A 22,661-nucleotide genomic window follows, 5' to 3' on the forward strand; every position below is an offset into this window, starting at 1 on the left:
AAATAAGCGCTTGCGCTTTTCTATATTTGCAGAAAAAGAAAGGAAGTTCAGTTAATTGAACTTCCCCTCTAAATTTTTTATCCATTGAAGAAAAATCTTTGTATATCATTCCATGTAACGACTACCATTAATACCATGAGCAGCATAATTCCAACAAAGTGGACCATACCTTCTTTTTGTTTGTCTATCGGTTTCCCACGTAAAGCTTCAAACAAGAAGAATAATAATCTCCCTCCGTCTAATGCTGGTAATGGCAATAAATTCATAATACCGAGATTTATACTTAATATTGCAGCCCAGTGCATTAGATTGTATACACCATATTGCGCAACTTCTTCCGTCGCTTTATATATTCCAACAGGTCCTGATAAATCATCTATGGAAAAATTACCAGTAATTAGTGTGCCGAGTATAGTAAATATACGCTTAGTCCATTCATATGTCTGTTCTGCCCCGTAGACAACTGCCTTAGCAGGATTTTTCTCTAATGGACTAGAGTATTGTACACCAATTTGTCCCACTTTTTCTTTCCCAGCTACAACTTCATTTGGCGTCATCGATAGATCTATTTCTTGCCCATCACGTTCTACTGTAAATTCCATTAGCTCGTTTGAACTTACCTTCACTTTTTCTGATAGTTCGTCCCATGAAGTAATAGAATCTCCATCAATCTTCGTTACCAAATCACCATCTTGCATCCCAGCTTGTGCCGCAGGACTGTCTTTAACTACCGTTGTAATGACAGGTTCATATGTTGGTACTCCTTGAAACAATCCAAGTGCTAAGAAAATGAAAAAGGAAAGGATAAAGTTAAAAAGAGGTCCTGCAAAAATAGTCATTGTTCGCTGGCCAACTGACTTCGAACCGAATTGACGATCAGCAGGTGCAATGATTGTTTCATTGCCTTTTTCATTTATGACAGCATTTCGCGCCACTTTGTATCGCACTAACTTTTCTTCTTCATTGTATCCTTCAATAAACATTTGGTCGGTTAAATTTGATCTTTCAACTTCTAAAAATAACATATCTGGAAACTGTTTGTTTTGATTTAATAAAATTTGGTCTATTTCGTCTAAATTATTTAAATGTATTCCTAAACGATAGCCAGGCTGTAGCTCAACAGAGTCCAAATCTTCACCGGCCATACGCACATATCCACCGATTGGCAGCAACCTCAGCGTATAAAGAGTTTCACCCTTTGTATATCCAAAGATTTTAGGTCCCATACCTATCGCAAACTCACGCACCATTATTCCTGCTCTTTTAGCAAAGATAAAATGCCCAAGCTCATGGAAAAATACAATACTTCCAAATATAATTATAAACGCAATGGCTGTCTCCATTATACCCCACCTTTAGTTTCTAGCTAATTATGCTTTCACATCTCATCATTTTACCATGTTCTGAACGGATTTTCTCGTTTTTGCATCTACATGAAGAATTGTTTCCAAATCTGGATTCGAAATATTCACATGCTCGTCCATTGCTCGCTCGATTAACTCATCAATTGTTAAGAAGCCAATCTTTTCTTGTAAAAATAAAGCAACAGCCGCTTCGTTAGCAGCATTTAGCACCGTCGTCATTGTTCCACCAGCTCGTCCTGCATCAATGGCCAATTTCAATGCATGATAACGTGTATAATCCATCTCTTCAAAATGCAATTTGCCTATTTGAGCCAAATTAAGACGCGGGGCTGTTTGTCTTGTCAATCTTTCCGGATAAGACAATGCATATTGAATTGGTACACGCATATCTGGAGTCCCTAGCTGAGCAATAACACTAGTATCTTGAAATTCAACCATGGAATGTATAATACTCTCTCGGTGAAGCAACACTTCGATATCATCGTAAGCAATATCAAATAGAACCCTGGCTTCAATTACTTCTAAACCTTTGTTCATCATCGTGGCAGAATCAATCGTAATTTTCGAACCCATAGACCAGTTCGGATGGTTAAGTGCATCCTGTACAGTTACATATTTTAACTCTTCCCGAGTACGATTTCGAAAGCTTCCACCCGATGCAGTAATTATTAGCTTTGCAATTTCCGAACGTTTTTCTCCGTTCATTGCTTGGAATAATGCCGAATGCTCGCTGTCCACAGGAAGAATTGGTACATTATGTTCTTTAGCAGCTTCCATTACTAAATGTCCTGCAGTCACAAGCGTCTCTTTATTTGCGATGGCAATTGTTATTCCTTGTTTAATCGCTTCTAATGTTGGTCTTAAACCTACACTACCTAGTACTGCATTCACTAAAACATCCGCATCTGCATGAGCAGCAACTTGTATTAGTCCATGGTCACCAAAAACTATTTCGATTTGAGGAAACTCTTTTCCTAATTGAATGGCGTCCTCCTCAGATAAAACAGAAACTAGAGGAACAGTAAAATCTCGAATTATTTGCTTTGTAGCTTCTATGTTTTTCCCCGCTGAAAATGCTACTAGTTGAAATTGGTCTGGATGTTCTTTTATTATATCCAGTGTTTGTATCCCGATAGAACCAGTGGCTCCTAATAAGCTTATTCTTTTCGCCATGAAATAATGTCGTCTCCTTATATAAAATGTAAAAAGTGAAGAAGCGGTAAGACAAATAAGATACTGTCAAAACGATCCAAAATTCCACCGTGACCTGGCAACAAATTACCAGAATCTTTTACATTATAATGTCTTTTTATCGCTGATTCTACTAGGTCTCCTAATTGCCCAAATATTGAAGCCGCAATGGTAATTCCTATTAAAACTAGCATTGATGAAGTAAGTGGGCTTATCCATTGAATGATAAAAGCAGTGATTAACGCCCATATAATTCCTCCAACAAATCCTTCTACTGTCTTATTTGGAGAGATTTCTGGCCATAATTTCCTTTTTCCGATTTTTCGACCAGTAAAGTAAGCACCAGAATCTGTTGTCCATACGATAAGCAATGCAAAAATAACGTATGCCAAACCTTCATTTCTTGTTTCTATAAAATAATAGAAACCAATTCCAACGTAAAGTGTACTCAAAATTAGAAATGCCGCATCATCAAAAGTAAAACGATTTTTTACTAATACTGTATAGATTAACACTAAGAAAACTCCAACAAACAACCATTCTAATTTCGTATGCCCTGTATATGGTAGTACCTCTTCCGCAAAGGAAGACGGCAATAATAATAGAAACAGGAGTAGAAACGAAATTACACTGGCGAATGAAAATAATTTTATACCCTTCATACGAAGCATCTCATGCAACCCAACTGCTGCTATTATGTATACTAATATAGTGAAAACAGGCCCGCCTAATAAAACAATTGGGAGAAATAGTGCTAATGCTATAGCACCAGTTATAATACGCTGTTTCAATTCACTTCTTCCCCCTTAAGTCCACCGTATCTTCTATTCCTTTTTTGATAGCCTTCAATAGCTTCTAGCAAACAAGCTTCATCAAAGTCTGGCCACAGTGTATCCGTAAACCAAAACTCGGTATAAGCTAGCTGCCAAAGCATAAAATTGCTCAGTCGAACTTCGCCACTCGTTCGAATAAGAAGATCAGGTTCAGACAAGTCCTTAGTCATTAAATGACTCGTTAGTAATTCTTCCGTAATTTCTTCCTTTGAAATTACATCTTGCTGTATTTGCTCTGCAATACCTTTAACAGCCTGTACAATCTCATCTCTACTTCCGTAATTCAATGCAAAATTAAGTATAAGACCATCATTTTTTGCGGTTTGATCCATCGCTTTGTGAATAGCTCTTTTTGTATGCTCAGGCAGCATCTCTAAATTTCCCATCATACGTACTTGAACATTTTGCTCGATTAACTCTGGTAAATACGTCCCTAAAAATTCTTCGGGGAGTCTCATTAGAAATTCTACTTCCATTTTTGGTCGCTTCCAATTTTCTGTGGAAAAAGCGTACAAAGTTAACGTATCTATTCCGATTTCATTTGCAAATCGAGTTATTTTCTTAACAGTCTTCATGCCTTCATGATGACCAGCAATACGGGGAAGCGACCTTTTTTTAGCCCATCTACCGTTCCCATCCATAATAATTGCAATATGGCTGGGCAATTGTTCTTTTTGGGCATTTTTTTTTCGTTCATCTAAATGAATATTGATTCTTTTATCATTTTTACGAATAAGTTTTTTAAACATTTAGAAACCCCCAATCTACCAAGTCGAACGTCTATACCTATCATATCAAATAAACGCACATATAAAAAGACGTCCCCTTCAAAGGACGCCTTTTTTAAATAAAAGTTCAGAAGTACTTAACCTAGACTAATCATTTGAAGAAGATTTTGGTATTATTTAAAACTTTAACCCTAATCACATCTTCTAAAAGGTTAAACATCTAAAATTTCTTTTTCTTTTTCTTTTGTAATTGCATCGATTTTTTCAATATTAGCATCTGTAAGTTTTTGAATTTCATCTGTATAATTTCTTAACTCGTCTTCTGTAATTTCACCAGATTTTTCAAGTTTTTTCAGATCATCATTGCCGTCACGACGAACGTTACGAACATTTACTTTTGCTTCTTCCGCTTCTTTTTTCACTTGTTTAACTAATTCTTTACGGCGCTCTTCCGTTAAAGCTGGAATTGCAAGACGAATTAATGTTCCATCATTAGTTGGAGTGATACCTAAATCAGATTTCATAATCGCTTTTTCAATATCCCCTAGAATTGTTTTATCATAAGGAAGGATTGTTATTAAACGAGCTTCAGGTACAGAAATACCAGCCATTTGATTGATTGGTGTTGGTGCGCCATAATAATCTACAGAAATTTTATCAAGTAAAGAAGCACTAGCACGCCCAGCACGGATAGTAGATAATTCTCTACTATAAACTGATATCGTTTTTGCCATTTTGTCAGTTGTTTGCTCTATCACTTTTTTCGGCATTATGAATTCCTCCTAACGACTGTACCTATGGTCTCCCCTAGCACAGCCTTTTTAATATTACCTTTTTCCATTATCGAGAATACAATAAGAGCTATATCATTGTCCATACATAAAGTAGATGCTGTAGAATCCATAACTTGGAGTCCTTGCTGAATTACTTCAATAAATGAAAGATTATCATATTTAACTGCTGTACTATCCATTTTAGGATCAGCAGAGTATACACCATCTACATTATTTTTGGCCATCAATATAACATCCGCTTCTATTTCTGCTGCTCTTAAAGCTGCTGTTGTATCTGTTGAGAAGTATGGATTTCCTGTTCCTGCTGCAAAAATAACTACTCGTTTTTTTTCTAAATGACGAATGGCTCTTCTACGTATGTAAGGCTCTGCAACTTGTCGCATTTCGATAGATGTCTGAACGCGTGTTTCGACACCTGCTTTTTCAAGAGAATCTTGTAGTGCCAGTGAATTCATAACTGTAGCAAGCATACCCATGTAGTCAGCTGTAGCACGATCCATGCCCATTTCGCTTCCTACTTTGCCTCGCCAAATATTTCCTCCACCAACAACTACTGCAACCTCTACGCCAAGATCTACAACTTCTTTCACTTGTTCAGCTACAGATTTAATAATGTCAGGAGATAAACCGAAACCCTGTTCTCCAGCTAATGCCTCGCCACTTAATTTTAAAACGATTCTTTCGTATTGTGGTTTGCTCATAGGTATCCTCCATCTCTATCTTGAAAAATAGGGAACACAAATTACGTGTTCCCCGGTTGTTATTGTATATTATTTCAAGCAAAAATGCTTATAAGGCGTCTTCTGCTTTCTATATTGTCCAGCTCCAGACGCCAGCTGCTCGAACGCTTCAAACTTGCAAATAAAGGCAAAAAACGCCTTTATTGAAAGTTTTCTAGCACTGATCCCAGCTAAACGGCGTCTACCGCTTTTCTTGTATTGTCTAGCCCCAGCGCCTAGCCCCTCGAGTCGTTTCAGAATGGCGGATAAAGGCAGGACGCCTTTACCGTCATTCTTCCAACGCTAGTCGGGGCTTGAGTAGGCGCCTGCGCTTTTCTTATTGTCCAGCTCCAGACGCCAGCTGCTCGAACGCTTCAGACTTGCAGAAAAGGCAAAGTGCGCCTTTTCCTTCAAGTCTTCCAGCGCTTTTCACAGCTACACGGCGTCTTCCGCTTTTCGTATTAGTTACCTTTAACCTGGCTCATTACTTCTTCAGCAAAGTTGTCTTCACGTTTTTCGATTCCTTCACCAACAGCATAGCGAGTGAATGAAATTAGTTTACCACCAGTTGATTCAACAAATACTTTTACTTTTTGGTCTGGATTTTTAACGAATGATTGGTCTAAAACACAAACTTCTTCAAAATATTTTCCAAGTCGACCCTCTACCATTTTAGCAACGATATTTTCAGGTTTTCCTTCGTTTAAAGCTTGCTCAGTTAAAATTTTGCGTTCACGTTCTACTTCATCAGCAGAAACTTCATCGCGTGAGATATAAGCAGGGTTTAATGCTGCGATATGCATAGCAACATCTTTAGCCGCTTGCTCATCTGTTGAACCTTCTAATACTGTAAGAACCCCGATACGTCCTCCCATGTGTAGGTATGGACCAAATGCATCTGCATCCGTTTTCGTTTCGATTACGAAACGACGAAGATTAATTTTTTCTCCAATTTTAGCAACTGCGTTAGAGATTAAGTTTTCAACTGTTACTCCTTCTTCAACTGTTGAAGCTAAAGCTTCTTCTACTGAAGCTGGCTCTGTAGCTAATAAATGAGAAGCAACTGTTTGAACTAATTGTTGGAAAGATTCATTTTTAGAAACGAAATCAGTTTCAGCATTCATTTCTAATAATACAGCTTTGTTTCCTTCAACTTGAATGAAAGTAGTACCTTCAGCTGCGATACGATCCGCTTTTTTAGCTGCAGAAGATAGACCTTTTTCACGTAAAAAGTCGATTGCCGCTTCTAAATTACCGTCTGTTTCTACTAAAGCTTTTTTACAGTCCATCATACCTGCACCAGTTTTTTCACGCAATTCTTTTACCATTTGTGCTGTAACTGCCATTATAAATTCCTCCTAGTACAATTAATGTCATTTTCTCAAAAAAAGGTGATAAGAGGTTTGGCCGCTTATCACCTGTTAATTACAATTTGTATTACTCAGGTATTACTCAGCTGCAACTTCAGCAGAAGTTACTTCTTCGTCTTCACCTTGTCTTGCTTCAAGTAATGCATCCGCCATTTTAGCAGTCAATAATTTAACCGCGCGAATTGCATCATCATTTGCAGGAATTACATAGTCGATTTCATCTGGATCACAGTTTGTATCAACAATTCCTACTAACGGAATGTTTAGTTTGCGAGCTTCTGCAACAGCAATACGCTCTTTACGTGGATCTACAACGAACATTACATCTGGAACAGCTTTCATATCACGGATACCGCCTAAGAATTTAACAAGACGTTCGTGTTGTTTTTTAAGTTGAACAACTTCTTTTTTAGGAAGCACTTCAAAAGTACCGTCTTCTTCCATTTTTTCAATCGCTTTTAGACGAGCTACACGTTTTTGAATAGTACCGAAGTTTGTTAAAGTACCACCTAACCAACGTTGGTTAATGTAGTAGTTACCTGAACGTTCAGCTTCTTCTTTAATAGCTTCTTGAGCTTGTTTTTTAGTTCCTACGAAAAGAACTTTCCCACCGTCTTGACCTACTTGACGCATGAAATCATAAGCTTCTTCTAATTTTTTCACCGTTTTTTGAAGATCGATGATGTAGATTCCGTTACGTTCAACAAAAATGTATTTTTTCATTTTTGGATTCCAACGGCGAGTTTGGTGACCGAAGTGTACACCAGCCTCTAATAATTGCTTCATTGAGATTACTGACATGATTTGTTTCCTCCTGGTTTGGTTTAGTCTTCCGCATTCTTCATTTTTCATTAGCTACTCTAGTAAATAGAGCACCTGCTAATTCCATCAGAAATGCGTGTGTATTCATACCGTTTTCTAATATAACATATGATTTTTAGACTTTCAACTATTTAGTCATTAAATTTCAGAAAAAGTTCCACTTCTGTCTTCCCTATTTGCAGCATTTTTGCTATTTCGTCAGCATTTTTTCCTTCTTCATAGTGAAATAACACTTTTTCTCTTACAGTTTCAGGAACTTTTTTTGCAGTCGTTTGAGCAGTTTTCATATAACTGCTTGCTGCTATTTGTTTAGATACAAGAGAAATTGGAGGTTCAAACAATGTAGCTTCTTTCATGAACGGCTTTTCTGAATTTTCTAGATTTGTAGTTTTAAGTACTTCTGTATTATTTAGTTCCTGTAAAAGTCGATTATTTTCATCTGTAATTTCTGCGATATAAGCACTAAAAGAGTCTTCAATGTCGCTTAAGACTTGTTGTTGCTTTTGTTCCATATTATTAAACCTTGAAATCTTAGCATTTAATAGGGCAATAAAGTAAAAACTTATAACTTGCATTAAGAATAATATTATTAAAATAGTCGTTATCATAACTGCTCCTAACCACTAAAGTCTACAAAATTCCCTTTGAAAGGATGCTTTGTCTCTGTTATCTCCCGTTCTTTCTTTTCTCTCTTTTGACGCTCTTGCTCCACTCGTTCTCTTTCTTCATTCTGAGAGCTTGTCTCCGTGGCTTCATTAGACTTTGTGACGGTTTCTCTATTTTTTTCTAACTGTCTTTCCGAAGCTGCTTGCGCATTGGATTGATTGATAGCGCTTTGTTGTTGGATTTGATCGGCTACTTTACCAGCATCAAACGTCTTAGGAATAGCTATTTGAAGTTCCGCTAATTTTAAGCTCATGGTAGTATCCCCTTTTTACTATAACTATATATTCATCATTTCGCTCATTAATAGTTTTCTAAGTTTAAAGAGTGCTTTCGAATGGATTTGAGATATTCTAGAAGTAGATAAGCCTAGCATCTCTCCAATAACCGTGAGCGTCAATTCCTCTGTATAAAACAAACTTAACACTAATTGCTCATTTTCATTTAATTGTTGAATTTGATCGGCTAAATCATCGATTAACTCTCGTTTAACCATTTGTTGTTCAGGAGTTTTCTGAGAGTCATCTCGAATGACATATGATTTGTTTTCAGGTTCTTCACTTTCTTGTAGCTGTTCATCGATTGACAGTACATTGGAGAAAAAATGTTCCTGCACTGTATGGTACACATCTTCTACAGGCATTTCGACAAATTCCGCTATTTCTTCGGCAGATGCATGTCTCATTAACTTTTGCTCGAGTTCTTCAATTTTAGTTTCTAATTTCTTCGCTTTTTCCCGCGAAGAGCGTGGAAGCCAATCTTCTTTCCTCAATCCATCAATGATAGCCCCTCTAACTCGAAACGAAGCATACGTATCAAATTTTAGCTCTCTACTATAATCAAATTTATTGAGAGCATCAAATAATCCCATCATTCCTAAACTTTTAAGCTCTTCTCTAGATATATTTTTAGGGATACCTGCACCGATTCTTTGCACATGATAGTTAACTAGCGGTATATATTTTCTCATGAGTAAATCTCCGGCCTGAGGATCTTTGCTTTCAGTCCAACTCTTCCATAGAAGCTGCTCATCTGTCGAATCTTGATTTGCCACAATTATCCCCCTTTCCAATATATCTGATCCTTATCGTTATTATAACAAAATTCTCACTAAAAAGGGGAGTCGAAACTATCGACTCCCCTTGTTTTTTCATTCATCATGACCTATTAAGCCTGTGAATTTGGCTGTTCATCTTCCTTTAACATTGTCTTTACTAACTCTGCATAATCTTCTGGAGAAATTTCGGATTTTAAAATTTCGACATCCTTCTCTGTAAAGACATCTTCAATCTCTTCCCGCGGATTACTTATTATAAAACTAATAATTGCTCTAGCCAAAAATGTTAGAAGAAAGAATACAAAAGCAACAATACACGCATCAAGAATAATTTCCATCCCTTCTATAAAGGGAAAAGAATATAAAAAATATACACTAAAAGCAATAAGCGCTACCCAAAAGTTAGAGAGAATAGTTCCTACCATTATATATTTCTCACTCCTTGGTTCACTGTTCGAATATTTAATAGTTTGGTAGTGGGATCAAACTCGATCGTTCTGCCACTATTACCACCTGTATCTTCTGCAACAATTGGAATAGAATATTTTTTTAAATACTCTTTTACCGCCTCGACATTGCGTGGCCCAATTCGCATTGTATCTCTAGTAGATGAGAACTGAAACATTTGAGCTCCTCCAGCTATTTTAGCTTTTAACTTATAAGGTTGAATACCTTCTATTTTTAACTGCTCTACCATTGCTGGAATTCCAGTATCTGCAAACTTTGCTATATTTATTACTTCCGTTCTACCAAGACTAGAATCTGGTAGCATAACATGTACCATACCTACTGTCGTGGACCTCTCGTCATATAGAACAACTCCTACACACGAACCAAGACCCGAAGTACGTATTTTATCCGGAGCTTTTGCAATATTCATATCTGCAATACCGACTTTTACTATTTGACCTTGTTCGTTCATATTAGTTAACTCCTAAAGCTTTAAAAATAGCATCAAATGATTCTGGATCTGGTAATAAAAAGAAATGTCCTTTCACACTTTCTTCGTTTGGTACGTCCTCTTCATTAATAGCTGTATCTATTACAATGACATAATCACTTACATGAGATAGCTCTACCAATCCAAAACTAATGATAGCACCAACCATATCTACGCTCAGGGCAGGTACAGTAGGGTATATTTTTAAATGTGTAAAATCTGATAATGCAGATAGATATGAACCAGAAAGTATATTACCAAGTTCTTGCATTGCAGAGGCTCCTAATTCAGATACTTCACCTGTTTGAAAATCGAAGTTTTCATCTTGTACCAATCTACGTATGAATCTATTTGCTTGCTCTACTGGTAGGACAAAAAACATACTGCCAGTTACATCACCTTCTATACGAAGATAAATACCAGCAACTACACTTTCTGGACCACCAGCTAAATCCATCATATCGTCAAATGATACCATTTCCACCTTTGGTACCTTCATATCAATTTTTTTATTTAATAATGTCGACAATGCTGTTGCGGCATGTGCGGCACCAATATTCCCTATTTCCTTTAAGACATCTAAATGCATGGAGGTTATTTTACTGTCATACATCATTTAAACTCCTGACTTAATAGGATTTAATACATGATTTAAGTGAAGAAGGATTAAAAGACGGCTATCGATTTTAGCAACTCCAGCTATAAAGTCTTGTTCCATACCTCCAACTACCTCAGGCTGTGGTTCAATTGAATTAACCGGTATGTCCAATACATCATTAGCCGAGTCAACAATTACCCCAACATTCATATCATCCAAAGTTATTATAATAATACGAGTAGATTCACTTAAACTACTCTCTCCTAGTCCAAAGCGATTTTTCAAATCAATAATAGGAGTAACTACCCCTCGTAAGTTGATAACTCCCTTCACAAATGAAGGAGTTTTAGGGACACGTGTAATATATATAAGTTTTTCAATACCTTGAACCTGACTAACAGGTATAACATATTCTTTGTCTGCCAATTGAAAAACTACTACTTTTAAATTTCCAAAATTTACTGCTTCTGTCATAATGCTCTCTCATCCTTTCTAGTAGATGCTATTTAACCGATTAATGCATTACAATCTACAATTAGTGCTACTTTACCATTACCTAAAATAGTTGCACCAGAGATTGCGAATACACTTGATAAATATGCACCAAGTGATTTTAAAACGATCTCCTGCTGACCGATAAACGAATCTACTACTAGGCCAGCCATTTTATCTCCTTTTCGGACAAGAACAACAGAGTGAAATTCATCATCAGTACTTTCTCTTGGAACATCAAATACATTTTCTAAGAATACTAGTGGAACAACTTTTCCTCTGAAATCTATCACTTTTTGGTTATGAGCATTTAATATATCTGAAGAGCGAATAATCGCTGTCTCGATAATAGAAGAGAGAGGTATAGCGTAAATTTCCTCACCAAGTTCTACAAGCATTACTGAAATAATAGAAAGCGTTAATGGTAATTGGATGGAAAATAATGACCCTTTCCCTTCGGTAGATGAAATATCAATAGAGCCACCCAGAGATTCAATCGTCGTTTTTACCACATCTAATCCAACGCCTCTACCCGAAACGTCTGAAATGACATCTGCAGTAGAGAAACCTGAAGAAAGAATAAGCTCCGCTACTTGTTTATCACTTAACGTTTGGGCCACTTCATTTGAAACAATTCCTTTTGATATAGCTTTTTTCAAGACTTTCTCACGGTTAATACCTGCACCATCATCTTCAATCTCGATAAATACATGATTTCCGCTATGGTATGCACGAAGCACAACAGTGCCTTCCTCTGGTTTACCTTTAGCTATACGTATTTCAGGGCTTTCTACCCCATGGTCTAAAGAATTTCTTATTAAATGTACAAGAGGGTCCCCAATTTCATCAATTACTGTTCGATCTAATTCAGTTTCAGCACCAATTACTTCTAAGTTGATTTTTTTGTTTAAATCACGTGCTAACTGGCGTACCATTCTTGGGAATCTATTAAATACTGTTTCAACAGGAACCATACGCATATTTAATATAATATTTTGTAGGTCTCCAGTTATTCGAGACATACGTTCTACCGTTTCATCTAACTCGCTATTATGTAAATCTTCGGAGATTGACTGTAGACGACCGCGGTCAATTACTAATTCCTCAAATAAATTCATCAATATATCTAATCGTTCAATATTCACACGAATAGTTTTACTAGATTGAACTTGATTATTTTTAGATGTCGTCGATTTTTCAGGAGACTTTATTTTCTCTATTTGTTGCTTATCTTCTATGACATCCGTAATTTCCATAACTGAATTCTCTTCAACTTTGTCTAACTCAAAATTATTCCGTTTTTTAAGTTGTTCTAATGTTACTGGGTTAACTAGTACTTCTGTCACTTCGGAAACTTTCATCAATTTCTTTTGTACATCTTCTGATAGTTCAGTTGTAACTAGAGCTACATAGAATATTTCATCAAAATCTTCTCCTTCTAACTTCTCAACAGATGGAGAAGATTTTATGACGTCTCCCATTTTCTCTAGCAATTCAAAAACCATATATACTCTTGCAGCCTTTAGTAAGCAATCTTCACGCAGTTTGACAGAAATTTCATACGTAAAGAAATCCTGTTCAACTGACTGTTGAATGACTGTCATTTCATAATCGTCATAAGTTAACCAGTTCTCTTGAGGAATATTACTTACAACAGTAGATTCTACTGTTGTAGCGGCAACTGGAATTTCTTCCCCAGTTTCTATTTTATGTAGCTTTTGTACAGTATCTGTTACATCTAGCTTTCCTTTTCCACCTGCTGCGATATCCAATACCATTTCTTCCAATTGATCGACTGCAACAAAAACAACATCTAATAATTCAGCAGTTACATGCAGACGGCTATTTCTAATTTCATCTAAAACATTTTCCATCTTATGCGTTAAATTTGCGATATCTTCATAACCCATTGTTGCTGACATACCTTTTAAAGTATGTGCGGAGCGAAATACTTCGTTGACTATTGCTATGTTTTCAGGATTCTTTTCTAATTCTAATAAATGTTCATTACAAGCTTGTAAATGTTCCTTACTTTCTTCTATAAACATTTCCATATATTGATTTGTATCCATTGATTAACACCCCTTTAAGGTAGATATTGTATAATAGTTTTTGCTATTTGATCTAAATCCACTACTTCATTTACTAAATTTGTTTCTACGGCAGCCTTTGGCATTCCATAAACAATGCATGTCCCCGCTGCTTCAGCAATGGCAACGACATTTCCGCTCTTTTTCAACTGTTTAAGACCGAGAGATCCATCAGATCCCATTCCCGTCATAATAACGGCAATCTTATCAAAATCATTAAACTGACTATTATCTTCAAAAAGTATATCTACAGCTGGCCTATGTCCGGATCGTGGCGCTTCTTTGTCATTTAGAACGACATAGTAAGAAGATCCTCTCTTCTGAATGCGCATATGAAAGCCGCCAGGAGCAATATACGCATGTCCATTTTGAAGCAAGTCACCATCTTCTGCTTCTTTTACCTCAATTGCAGATAATTGATTGAGCCTTTGTGCCAAAGACTTTGTAAATCCAGCAGGCATATGTTGAACAATTAAAACTGGAGCTTTCATATTGCTTGGTAGTTTTGTAATCACTTCTTGAAGAGCTCTTGGTCCTCCAGTTGAAGTTCCAATTAAGACCATTTTCTTGTTCGTCTTGTCCCACTTGAAAACATTTGGAGAGGTGGATATTTTCTTTACTTCTACATCTCCAGTTGCCTTAATATTTATAGGCAGTGGTGAACGTTTTTTCATTTTACTGATGGATACTTGAGCTGCATATTCTACTTTTTCTACTAATTCTTCTTTAATTTTATGTAAATCTAATGAAATAGTGCCACTTGGCTTTGCGACAAAATCAACGGCACCATAGTCCATCGCTTGCATCGTACTTTCCGTTCCACTTTTTGTCGTACTAGATAGCATGACCACAGGAACTGGCATTTCCGTCATTATTCTGCGCAGTGCCTCCAAACCATTCATTACCGGCATTTCAACATCCATTGTGAGGACATCTGGCTGTAGAGTTTTTATTTTTTCAATTGCATCTTTTCCATTCCTAGCGATACCTATTACTTCTATTGATTTGTTATCTACAAAGAAATCACTAATAAGTTTTCGCATGAATGCAGAATCATCTACTATTAACAGCTTCTTTTTGGTTCTAACTTCCATCATCTCACGCCCTTCTGCGAAAAAAGACTCTTTAATCGAGATATGAATTTATTGTGCTTAGGAACAACTTCTTCCGTATCTTCAAAATCAGTAAATGCAGATGCAATTTTTTTTAATTTTTTCGTTATTTCTGCTTGGGGATATAAAATAGAAAATGGTATTTGTTCTCTTACTGCTTTCCGAACAACTGAATCCTCAGGCAATACACCTAATACCGTAATCTCTTTGGAAAGAAACTTGGACATTGCTAGCTTTAATCTACCAGTCGTTTCTGCCCCTTCTTCATCGGTATACGCCCTGTTGCAAATGAGGAAGAAGTTTTTATCAGAATCCTTATAGTAAATATATTTCATCATAGAATAGGCATCTGTTATGGATGTAGGCTCTGCTGTTGTTATGACAATAATATCATCTACTGAGACTAACAAATCCAGTGTCTGACTCGTAGCACCAGCTCCCATATCAAACACAATATAATCAAAGTTTTTTTGTAAATATTCGAAAGCCTCGATCAGCCGATTGAACATATCGTCAGTCCATTCCATTACGCCACTTAACCCTGAACCACCAGATATATATTGTAAGTCATTTGGACCTTCAAACATCACTGATTCTAATGACTGATCTCCGACTAAGTAATCCTTTAAATTATAGGGTACTGATTTACCAAGTAAAATATGAATGTTGCCCATTCCAATATCCATATCAATTAGCACAACTTTTTTACCTTGTCCACTTAAAGTTGTGGTGAAATTTATAGAAAAATTGCTTTTTCCAACTCCACCTTTACCACTAACTACTGCTATTGATCGCCCTAGCCTATTTTGGTTCTGAAGCATTTTCATTCTTAGTTCTTCAGCTTGATCTCTCATAGCGAATCCCCTTTAAAAATAATTTGAGTAATTCTTCAAGACTAGCTTCCATAATATCTTCCGGGACTTCTTGACCATCCGTATAGTAAGCAAGTCCCTTATTATATTTAACCATTAAATTGATAATTGAGCCAATAGTATTTGTTTCATCTACCTTAGTGAAGATATACTTTTCAATAGGAAATTCACTAAATTGTTCTATTATCACTTCCATGTCCTTTTGCTTAGACGTAGAAGAGAGGACTAGGAATGTTTCCGTATTCACTTCGAATTCAATTAGTTTTTGCAAATCTCTTACAAATTTAGTTTCTTTATAGTTTCTCCCCGCCGTATCTATGAATACAATATCTAACTTTTCAAACTTTGCCATTGCTTCTTGCAAATCTTTTTCATTGTAGATAATTTCGATAGGAGCTTGAAGTAAACCTGCATATGTTTTTAGTTGTTCAATTGCCGCAATACGATATGTATCAGTCGTTATAAAGCCTACTTTTTTCTTTTTTTCTAAAACGGCTCGTGCAGCCATCTTAGCTATCGTGGTCGTTTTACCAACACCTGTAGGACCGAGAACATTTATATATTTCTTTGTATACGAAACCCCACCGAACGGAAGATGCTCCATTTGTGTTTTGAGTAGATTTTTCGTTATAGTAATTTGATCTTCTATTTCAAAATCTTCCGTATTACTTTTTATATGCACAAAAAGCTCATCACTAACAGTTGTGATAAGCTCCTCTGACAATTCTTGCTCTTGTAAATAGTCCATAAGAGTTTTCATTTCTGTTGGATATGAACTTAACATTTCTGGACGCTGAATGTTCTTTACCATTTGTTTTAAATCTTCTAATTCTTTTTTTATCTCAACAGAAACATTTTGATGTTCTTGAGGTACCATATTTGGCACCTCAAATGTTTTACTTGATTGCTCGAATGTGTCCATCCCAGCTAGCACCTCAATAGATTTTTTCTTAAACAATCCTAAAAAACCCTTTGAGTAAACTACCTTTGAACTTAAAATAACTGCGTCGTCACCAAGTTCTTTACGTATTAATCCCATAGCTTCTGGCATAGTACTAGCCGTATATTTTTTCATCTTCAATCTACATTCACCACCCCGACACTTTGTACCTCAATTGAGGATTCTAGTTCATTATAAGAAAGAATTGGTACATGAGGGAAATATCTTTCTGTCATTTGTCTAACATACATCCTTACTGCAGGCGAACAAAGAATAATTGGTGATTGTTCCATCATGGAAGCACGCTCTACTTCTTTTGCCATGGACTCTAATATTGCTTGGGATTCACTTGGGTCTATAGATAAGTAATTACCATGTTCTGTTTGTTGAATACTGTCTGCAATTAGTTTTTCCACTTTACCAGAGACTGTTAACACTTTTAGAACATTACTATTACCAGCATATTGTGTTGTAATTTGCTTCGCTAAAGATTGTCTGGAGTACTCAGTTAATACATCGGCATCCGACGTCATTTTTGAATAGTCTGCAAGGGTTTCAAAAATGATCGGCAAATTCCGAATAGATACATGCTCTCTTAATAGATTGCTCAATATTTTTTGAATTTCTCCTACTGAGAGTGGCGTAGGTGTCAATTCGTCTACTAGAATAGGGTAAGTCTCTCTAATATGATCGATTAATTGTTTCGTTTCTTGGCGACCTAATAATTCATGTGCATTATTTCTGATGATTTCAGTCATATGCGTGGAAACAACACTTGGCGGATCGACAACGGTATACCCTAGTATTTCTGCTTCTTCCTTCACAGATTCCGTAATCCATTTTGCAGGTAAACCAAAGGAAGGTTCAACTGTATCAATACCTTCAATCGAATCATCGTCACCAGGACTCATTGATAAATAATGATCTAAAAGAAGCTCTCCCCTAGCCATTTCATTGCCTTTTATCTTGATACGATATTCGTTTGGCTGAAGTTGAATATTATCTCGTATTCGCACTACAGGAATAACTACACCTAATTCAAGTGCAAGTTGTCTACGAATCATAACGACGCGATCAAGTAAATCTCCACCCTGTGCAGCATCCACTAACGGAATCAATCCATATCCAAACTCAAATTCGATCGGATCAACATTTAGCAGATTAATAACATTTTCGGGACTTTTCATATTATCTGTTGTTACTTCCTCTTCAAATTCTTCCATTTCTTCTGGATCTTCTTTACTAGCCTTACTTATCATATAAGCTCCGATAGCAAGTGCAATTGCAATTGGCAAGGTTAACACTAAACCAATTGGTGTAACAATTCCTAGCAGTGTTATGGTCACTGCGGCAACATAAAGTAGTTTTGGCTGATTGAACAGTTGTCCAGTAATATCGCCACCAAGATTACCTTTAGATGCAGCTCTTGTTACAACAATACCAGTTGCAGTAGATATTAATAAAGCTGGAATTTGAGAAACAAGGCCATCCCCGACAGTCATTGTGGAAAACAGAACCGCAGCTTCCCCAAACGGAAGTCCAAATTGGACAACACCAATAATAATTCCAAATAATAAGTTGATAATAACGATGATGATACCTGCAATAGCATCACCTTTTACGAATTTTGTTGCCCCGTCCATAGCACCGTAAAAGTCTGCTTCACCACTAACCTTTTCACGTCTTTCTCGTGCTTCTTTTTCCGAAATCATCCCGGCATTTAAATCCGCATCGATACTCATTTGTTTACCCGGCATTGCATCTAGTGTAAAACGAGCGGCAACCTCAGAAACTCGCTCTGCACCTTTTGTAATTACGATAAAGTTTATAATAACTAAAATAGCAAATACAACTAAACCAACAAGCATATTTCCGCCTGTAACAAATGTACCAAAGGTTTCTACTACTTTACCCGCGTCACCCTCAGCTAAGATTGCTCTTGTCGTGGAAATATTTAAAGCAAGTCTAAATAATGTAACGAGTAAAACAATTGTTGGGAATACAGAGAACTCTAAAGCCTCTTTCATATTCATAGCGGTCATCAATATTAATAATGCTATCGTAATATTTATAATAATAAGAAAACTTATCAACCAGTGAGGGAGAGGTATTACGAGCATTGCCACAATAGATATTACAGCTGCCAATACGGTTATATCGCGCACTTGCATATACTTCCACCTCTAACTTTAACTTTAAATTTTTTGTTTAATACGATATACATAAGCTAATACTTCGGCAACTGCTTTGAAAAATTCGTCTGGAATTCGTTGACCAACTTCTACTTGGTCAAACATAGATCTGGCAAGTGGTCTATTTTCTACCATGACAACATTATTTTCTTTGGCAATTAACTTTATCTTTTGTGCAACAAAATCTGCACCTTTTGCTACTACTGTTGGAGCATCCATCGATTCATCATCGTATTTTAAAGCAATTGCAAAGTGTGTAGGATTCGTAATGACGACATCAGCAGTAGGGATTTCCTGCATCATGCGACGCATCGCCATTTCCCGTTGTCTTTGCCTTATACGAGACTTAATAATTGGATCCCCTTCTGAGTTTTTATGTTCATCTTTTATATCTTGTTTAGACATTTTAAGATTTTTTTCATAGTCGAACTTTTGATAAAAGAAATCCAAAATTGATATAAATAATAGTACGCAGGAAGCAGCTATCCCCATCATTCCAGTTAACCATCCAACAGTGGAGAGTGTATCCCAGGCAGTTTTGAATGATAGAGATAAAACTTGTTCTAAATTCATCCACAATATTAAAGTAGTTACAGAGCCAATAAATGATATTTTCAAAATAGATTTTAATAGCTCTATAATTGCTTTAAGCGAAAAGATCCTTTTGAGACCTTTTATAGGATCGATCTTTTTCAGATCAAACTTTAATGGCTCCGTCGTAAACAGTAAACCAAACTGAAAAAAGTTTGCTGCTACAGCCGCAACTACAGCAACTAGCATAATTGGCAATAAAATCATTGCCATTTCAAGTAGCATATCTTTATAAATGATTATAGCTGTCTCAATTGTCAAAGTTTCTATTAACATATACTTAGTAAACGTCATACTGAAGAACGAAAAAATTTCGGTTCTTAAAAAACTAGCAAAGAAAAATAGAAATACAAAAACAGAAAGTAATACAATCGCACTTGTCACATCTGGACTCTTTAATACTTGTCCTTTTTTACGAGAATCTTGTCTCTTTTTAGGAGTAGCTTTTTCTGTTTTTTCCCCCGCAAAATACTGTAGATCTAAGCGTAGAGCAATCATACTAGCCACCACCTAAAATTATCATTAAGTCACGCATTGCCACAACCAAAATTTCAAACAGCTGCTGTACGACAGCCATTAGTACACCCATCATCACGAGAAGAACTAAAAAACCTACTGCAATTTTAATTGGAAACCCTATAACAAAAATATTTAACTGAGGTACAGTCCTTGCAGTAATACCAAGGGCTATATCCACAAGAAATATTGTAGCGACTATCGGTATAGACATTTGAAATGCTACAGCAAAAACGCCTGCAAAAGTTTTCATGATAAACTCCACATAATTTTCTTGCCCAAAAGCTGGCCACACCATTTCCATCGGCATAAATTGATAGCTATAGAAAATACCATCCAACAACAAATGATGTCCATTTAAAGCTAATAACAACAGCAATGCTAAAGTATTTAAAAATTGTCCTATTAACGGACTTTGAGCACCTGTCTGCGGATCAATAACATTGGCCATTGCAAATCCCATTTGAAAGTCGATAAATCCGCCTGCAATTTGAATTGCAGACATAATGATATACGCAAGTAAACCTATAAATAATCCAAATATGACTTCTTTAATAATTAAAAGAATATAATCTCCATTTATTTCAAATGGTTCAACATCTAGGGTATAATATATCATCCAGGAAAGCACTACAGCAAAAGCAATTCGGTGAGTTGCAGGTATTGTCCGATGCGAAAATAGTGGCAACACTACAAAAAACGCAGAAACACGAGCAATAATTAGTAGTAATACAGTTAAACTTGGTAAAATTGCATCCATTGAATCAACCAATGTATCTAATTAAATTCTCAAAAATATCTGCTGCATAAGAGGTAACTTGTGAAAGCATCCAAGGACCAAAGAAAACAATAGCAACTAACACTGCAACAATTTTTGGAACAAATGCAAGTGTTTGTTCTTGGATTTGTGTAGTTGCCTGAAAAATACTTACTGCAAGACCCGTTATTAAAGCAACTAAAAGAAGAGGACCTGATGCAAGAAGAATGACCCAAATTGCTCGTTCTGCAATTGAAATTACCATTTCATTATTCAATACAATCAGCTCCTAAAAACTTTGTAATATAGACTTCATAACTAAATACCATCCATCTACTAATACAAATAATAATATTTTAAATGGTAGTGAGATCATTACTGGCGGTAACATCATCATACCCATAGACATCAGTACGCTCGCTACTATCATATCAATCACTAAAAAAGGGATAAAAATCATAAATCCAATTTGGAATGCTGTTTTAATTTCACTAAGTGCAAAAGCAGGTACCATAACCGTTAAAGGGATATCCTCGATTGTTTCAGGTCTTTCTGCCTCTGAATATCTTAAGAAAAGTTCCAAATCTTTTTGCCTTGTATGCTTACTCATGAACTCTTTGAAGGGTCCACTCGCATTTTCATACGCTTGCTCTAAAGTAATATCTTCATTGAACAATGGTGTTAAAGCTTCTTCATTTACTTGCTGTAATGTTGGTGCCATGATAAAAAATGTTAAAAATAATGCTAAACCAACTATCACTTGGTTCGGCGGCATTTGATTAGTTGCAAGTGCCGTACGAACAAATGATAATATAATTACTATTCTAGCAAATGACGTCATCAATATTAATATACTAGGAGCTAAAGATAAGACCGTAAGCAATAGCATTAATTTTATAGATGTGGAGAGATTTGATGGATCGCTGTCCGAGAAAAACTGGACAAATTCATTCATTGTTATCGCGCTCCTTCGTCTTCCAATCCTTTAATACTTTACTACGGTCTTTTTGAATTTCTTGTAATCTTTTCTGAAAGGTCTCATTAAACGAAGGTTCTTTACCTTCACTCTTCTTTCTTGAAGTTCCTTTCGCTCCCAAGCGACCAATTAGCTCAGATATGTACGGAATATTTTTTCCAATGTCTACTTTTTCTTCATATATCTTAGTTAGGTTTTCTATTTCTGCTGGATCAGTTATTTCTTTTAACAAAGTAATGTCTTCTCCAATACCAACTAAAAATATGGAATTACCTACTTGCATTAGCTGTAACGATTTTCCTTGTCCAACTCCGACCCCACCTAGATTTTGAATAAGCTGATTAGTTTGAAAGGTTTTGTTTCTGCTATTTACAAAACGAAGTAATCCATAAAGTAGGGCAATAACAAATAAAAGTGCAAAAATCATTTTAATATAATCCCAAGCAGTAACAGAAACACCCTCAGAAACGGGTTCTTCAGTCGTTTCTGGAGTTTCTTCTATATTAGCCTCTGACTCTTTTTTGCTATTCACATCATTGTTTTGCTTCTTTAAGTAATCGTCTACACTTTCATTCGAATCCGATTCTGCTCTTACATCTAGCTGAATTCCAAAAGTTAATAATAAAATTACACTTAATACGAGGGGGAATTTCCTCATAATATCATTACCCTAATGCTTTGGAGATTGCTTCAATTACACGGTCAGCTTGGAATGGTTTTACGATGAAATCTTTTGCTCCCGCTTGGATTGCATCAATTACCATAGCTTGTTGACCCATAGCAGAGCACATAATAATAGTAGCAGTTGGATCTTTTGCTTTAATCTCTTTTAAAGCAGCAATACCATCCATCTCTGGCATTGTAATATCCATCGTTACTAAATCCGGTTTAAGCTCATTATACTTTTCAATTGCTTGAACGCCATCTCCAGCTTCTCCTACTACTTCAAAACCATTTTTACTTAAAATATCCTTAATCATCATTCTCATAAATGCTGCATCGTCTACTATTAAAATTCTTTTCGACATAGTATATCTCCTCCAG

General features: G+C 36.1%; 26 protein-coding genes. All 26 read right to left on the reverse strand.

Annotation, left to right across the window (positions count from 1 at the left end; translation table 11 throughout):
* Positions 1–77 precede the first annotated feature (77 nt).
* Positions 78–1,343, reverse strand: coding sequence for an RIP metalloprotease RseP (rseP, locus tag MKY37_RS03035; RefSeq protein ID WP_340773632.1), 1,266 nt, complete (start codon positions 1,341–1,343; stop codon positions 78–80).
* Positions 1,344–1,388: 45 nt separating this feature from the next.
* On the reverse strand, positions 1,389–2,537 hold the full coding sequence (locus tag MKY37_RS03040; protein WP_340773635.1) for a 1-deoxy-D-xylulose-5-phosphate reductoisomerase: 1,149 nt from the start codon (positions 2,535–2,537) through the stop codon (positions 1,389–1,391).
* 17 nt (positions 2,538–2,554) lie between these two features.
* The gene (locus MKY37_RS03045; protein ID WP_340773638.1) at positions 2,555–3,346 is read right to left on the reverse strand and encodes a phosphatidate cytidylyltransferase; all 792 of its coding nucleotides are present in this window, start codon (positions 3,344–3,346) and stop codon (positions 2,555–2,557) included.
* Complete coding sequence (locus MKY37_RS03050; protein WP_340773640.1) at positions 3,343–4,137, reverse strand: isoprenyl transferase; 795 nt, start codon at positions 4,135–4,137, stop codon at positions 3,343–3,345. The genes MKY37_RS03045 and MKY37_RS03050 overlap by 4 nt, the downstream gene beginning before the upstream one ends.
* Positions 4,138–4,328: 191 nt before the next feature.
* Complete coding sequence (gene frr, locus MKY37_RS03055; RefSeq protein WP_340773642.1) at positions 4,329–4,886, reverse strand: ribosome recycling factor; 558 nt, start codon at positions 4,884–4,886, stop codon at positions 4,329–4,331.
* On the reverse strand, positions 4,886–5,611 hold the full coding sequence (gene pyrH, locus MKY37_RS03060) for a UMP kinase (RefSeq protein WP_340773644.1): 726 nt from the start codon (positions 5,609–5,611) through the stop codon (positions 4,886–4,888). Before pyrH ends, frr begins: the two co-directional genes overlap by 1 nt.
* A 479-nt stretch (positions 5,612–6,090) precedes the next feature.
* Entirely contained in the window at positions 6,091–6,975 is an 885-nt protein-coding gene (gene tsf / locus MKY37_RS03065; RefSeq protein WP_340773646.1) for a translation elongation factor Ts, read from the reverse strand.
* Between the two features lie 102 nt (positions 6,976–7,077).
* Positions 7,078–7,800, reverse strand: coding sequence for a 30S ribosomal protein S2 (gene rpsB, locus MKY37_RS03070; protein WP_090562513.1), 723 nt, complete (start codon positions 7,798–7,800; stop codon positions 7,078–7,080).
* Positions 7,801–7,952: 152 nt separating this feature from the next.
* Positions 7,953–8,429: a DUF6115 domain-containing protein gene (locus MKY37_RS03075; protein ID WP_340773648.1), complete on the reverse strand. Its 477-nt coding sequence runs from the start codon at positions 8,427–8,429 to the stop codon at positions 7,953–7,955.
* Positions 8,430–8,437: 8 nt separating this feature from the next.
* Complete coding sequence (locus MKY37_RS03080; protein ID WP_340773650.1) at positions 8,438–8,740, reverse strand: RNA polymerase subunit sigma; 303 nt, start codon at positions 8,738–8,740, stop codon at positions 8,438–8,440.
* Between the two features lie 24 nt (positions 8,741–8,764).
* Positions 8,765–9,538, reverse strand: coding sequence for a FliA/WhiG family RNA polymerase sigma factor (locus MKY37_RS03085; RefSeq protein WP_340773652.1), 774 nt, complete (start codon positions 9,536–9,538; stop codon positions 8,765–8,767).
* A gap of 113 nt (positions 9,539–9,651) precedes the next feature.
* Entirely contained in the window at positions 9,652–9,966 is a 315-nt protein-coding gene (locus tag MKY37_RS03090; RefSeq protein WP_340773654.1) for a hypothetical protein, read from the reverse strand.
* Positions 9,966–10,463: a chemotaxis protein CheD gene (locus MKY37_RS03095; RefSeq protein WP_340773656.1), complete on the reverse strand. Its 498-nt coding sequence runs from the start codon at positions 10,461–10,463 to the stop codon at positions 9,966–9,968. Before MKY37_RS03095 ends, MKY37_RS03090 begins: the two co-directional genes overlap by 1 nt.
* A gap of 1 nt (position 10,464) precedes the next feature.
* Complete coding sequence (locus MKY37_RS03100; RefSeq protein ID WP_340773658.1) at positions 10,465–11,097, reverse strand: chemotaxis protein CheC; 633 nt, start codon at positions 11,095–11,097, stop codon at positions 10,465–10,467.
* Positions 11,098–11,553, reverse strand: coding sequence for a chemotaxis protein CheW (locus MKY37_RS03105; protein ID WP_340773660.1), 456 nt, complete (start codon positions 11,551–11,553; stop codon positions 11,098–11,100).
* Between the two features lie 32 nt (positions 11,554–11,585).
* Positions 11,586–13,643, reverse strand: a complete 2,058-nt coding sequence (locus MKY37_RS03110) for a chemotaxis protein CheA (protein ID WP_340773661.1) — start codon at positions 13,641–13,643, stop codon at positions 11,586–11,588.
* Between the two features lie 14 nt (positions 13,644–13,657).
* Positions 13,658–14,755, reverse strand: coding sequence for a protein-glutamate methylesterase/protein-glutamine glutaminase (locus MKY37_RS03115; RefSeq protein WP_340779830.1), 1,098 nt, complete (start codon positions 14,753–14,755; stop codon positions 13,658–13,660).
* A complete protein-coding gene (locus MKY37_RS03120) occupies positions 14,755–15,627 on the reverse strand; it encodes a MinD/ParA family protein (protein ID WP_340773663.1) in 873 nt (290 codons plus the stop codon). The genes MKY37_RS03115 and MKY37_RS03120 overlap by 1 nt, the downstream gene beginning before the upstream one ends.
* Positions 15,611–16,726, reverse strand: a complete 1,116-nt coding sequence (gene flhF / locus MKY37_RS03125; protein ID WP_340773665.1) for a flagellar biosynthesis protein FlhF — start codon at positions 16,724–16,726, stop codon at positions 15,611–15,613. Before flhF ends, MKY37_RS03120 begins: the two co-directional genes overlap by 17 nt.
* Positions 16,723–18,756, reverse strand: a complete 2,034-nt coding sequence (flhA, locus tag MKY37_RS03130) for a flagellar biosynthesis protein FlhA (RefSeq protein WP_340773667.1) — start codon at positions 18,754–18,756, stop codon at positions 16,723–16,725. Before flhA ends, flhF begins: the two co-directional genes overlap by 4 nt.
* A gap of 24 nt (positions 18,757–18,780) precedes the next feature.
* Entirely contained in the window at positions 18,781–19,866 is a 1,086-nt protein-coding gene (flhB, locus tag MKY37_RS03135; RefSeq protein WP_340773669.1) for a flagellar biosynthesis protein FlhB, read from the reverse strand.
* 1 nt (position 19,867) lies between these two features.
* Positions 19,868–20,644, reverse strand: a complete 777-nt coding sequence (gene fliR / locus MKY37_RS03140; RefSeq protein ID WP_340773671.1) for a flagellar biosynthetic protein FliR — start codon at positions 20,642–20,644, stop codon at positions 19,868–19,870.
* 4 nt (positions 20,645–20,648) lie between these two features.
* A complete protein-coding gene (gene fliQ, locus MKY37_RS03145) occupies positions 20,649–20,918 on the reverse strand; it encodes a flagellar biosynthesis protein FliQ (protein ID WP_093263173.1) in 270 nt (89 codons plus the stop codon).
* Between the two features lie 12 nt (positions 20,919–20,930).
* On the reverse strand, positions 20,931–21,596 hold the full coding sequence (gene fliP, locus MKY37_RS03150) for a flagellar type III secretion system pore protein FliP (RefSeq protein ID WP_340773673.1): 666 nt from the start codon (positions 21,594–21,596) through the stop codon (positions 20,931–20,933).
* Positions 21,589–22,275: a flagellar biosynthetic protein FliO gene (locus MKY37_RS03155; RefSeq protein ID WP_340773675.1), complete on the reverse strand. Its 687-nt coding sequence runs from the start codon at positions 22,273–22,275 to the stop codon at positions 21,589–21,591. The genes fliP and MKY37_RS03155 overlap by 8 nt, the downstream gene beginning before the upstream one ends.
* Positions 22,276–22,282: 7 nt before the next feature.
* Positions 22,283–22,645 carry a response regulator gene (locus MKY37_RS03160; RefSeq protein WP_211893633.1) on the reverse strand — a complete coding sequence of 121 codons (363 nt, stop codon included), beginning with the start codon at positions 22,643–22,645 and terminating at the stop codon, positions 22,283–22,285.
* Positions 22,646–22,661 lie beyond the last annotated feature (16 nt).

Origin of the sequence: Psychrobacillus sp. FSL K6-2836 (assembly GCF_038003085.1) — a bacterium.
Classification (GTDB): domain Bacteria; phylum Bacillota; class Bacilli; order Bacillales_A; family Planococcaceae; genus Psychrobacillus.

Bases quoted from the DNA above. Each gene is read 5' to 3' on its own strand.
- MKY37_RS03095 (WP_340773656.1), bottom strand. From the start codon at position 10,463: ATGAACGAACAAGGTCAAATAGTAAAAGTCGGTATTGCAGATATGAAT.
- MKY37_RS03050 (WP_340773640.1), bottom strand. From the start codon at position 4,137: ATGTTTAAAAAACTTATTCGTAAAAATGATAAAAGAATCAATATTCAT.
- flhA (WP_340773667.1), bottom strand. From the start codon at position 18,756: ATGCAAGTGCGCGATATAACCGTATTGGCAGCTGTAATATCTATTGTG.
- rpsB (WP_090562513.1), bottom strand. From the start codon at position 7,800: ATGTCAGTAATCTCAATGAAGCAATTATTAGAGGCTGGTGTACACTTC.
- MKY37_RS03120 (WP_340773663.1), bottom strand. From the start codon at position 15,627: ATGAGAGATCAAGCTGAAGAACTAAGAATGAAAATGCTTCAGAACCAA.
- MKY37_RS03090 (WP_340773654.1), bottom strand. From the start codon at position 9,966: ATGGTAGGAACTATTCTCTCTAACTTTTGGGTAGCGCTTATTGCTTTT.
- pyrH (WP_340773644.1), bottom strand. From the start codon at position 5,611: ATGAGCAAACCACAATACGAAAGAATCGTTTTAAAATTAAGTGGCGAG.
- fliR (WP_340773671.1), bottom strand. From the start codon at position 20,644: ATGGATGCAATTTTACCAAGTTTAACTGTATTACTACTAATTATTGCT.
- flhB (WP_340773669.1), bottom strand. From the start codon at position 19,866: ATGATTGCTCTACGCTTAGATCTACAGTATTTTGCGGGGGAAAAAACA.
- fliP (WP_340773673.1), bottom strand. From the start codon at position 21,596: ATGAATGAATTTGTCCAGTTTTTCTCGGACAGCGATCCATCAAATCTC.
- MKY37_RS03110 (WP_340773661.1), bottom strand. From the start codon at position 13,643: ATGGATACAAATCAATATATGGAAATGTTTATAGAAGAAAGTAAGGAA.
- MKY37_RS03075 (WP_340773648.1), bottom strand. From the start codon at position 8,429: ATGATAACGACTATTTTAATAATATTATTCTTAATGCAAGTTATAAGT.
- MKY37_RS03105 (WP_340773660.1), bottom strand. From the start codon at position 11,553: ATGACAGAAGCAGTAAATTTTGGAAATTTAAAAGTAGTAGTTTTTCAA.
- tsf (WP_340773646.1), bottom strand. From the start codon at position 6,975: ATGGCAGTTACAGCACAAATGGTAAAAGAATTGCGTGAAAAAACTGGT.
- MKY37_RS03040 (WP_340773635.1), bottom strand. From the start codon at position 2,537: ATGGCGAAAAGAATAAGCTTATTAGGAGCCACTGGTTCTATCGGGATA.
- rseP (WP_340773632.1), bottom strand. From the start codon at position 1,343: ATGGAGACAGCCATTGCGTTTATAATTATATTTGGAAGTATTGTATTT.
- MKY37_RS03080 (WP_340773650.1), bottom strand. From the start codon at position 8,740: ATGAGCTTAAAATTAGCGGAACTTCAAATAGCTATTCCTAAGACGTTT.
- MKY37_RS03155 (WP_340773675.1), bottom strand. From the start codon at position 22,275: ATGAGGAAATTCCCCCTCGTATTAAGTGTAATTTTATTATTAACTTTT.
- frr (WP_340773642.1), bottom strand. From the start codon at position 4,886: ATGCCGAAAAAAGTGATAGAGCAAACAACTGACAAAATGGCAAAAACG.
- MKY37_RS03115 (WP_340779830.1), bottom strand. From the start codon at position 14,755: ATGGAAGTTAGAACCAAAAAGAAGCTGTTAATAGTAGATGATTCTGCA.
- MKY37_RS03160 (WP_211893633.1), bottom strand. From the start codon at position 22,645: ATGTCGAAAAGAATTTTAATAGTAGACGATGCAGCATTTATGAGAATG.
- MKY37_RS03100 (WP_340773658.1), bottom strand. From the start codon at position 11,097: ATGATGTATGACAGTAAAATAACCTCCATGCATTTAGATGTCTTAAAG.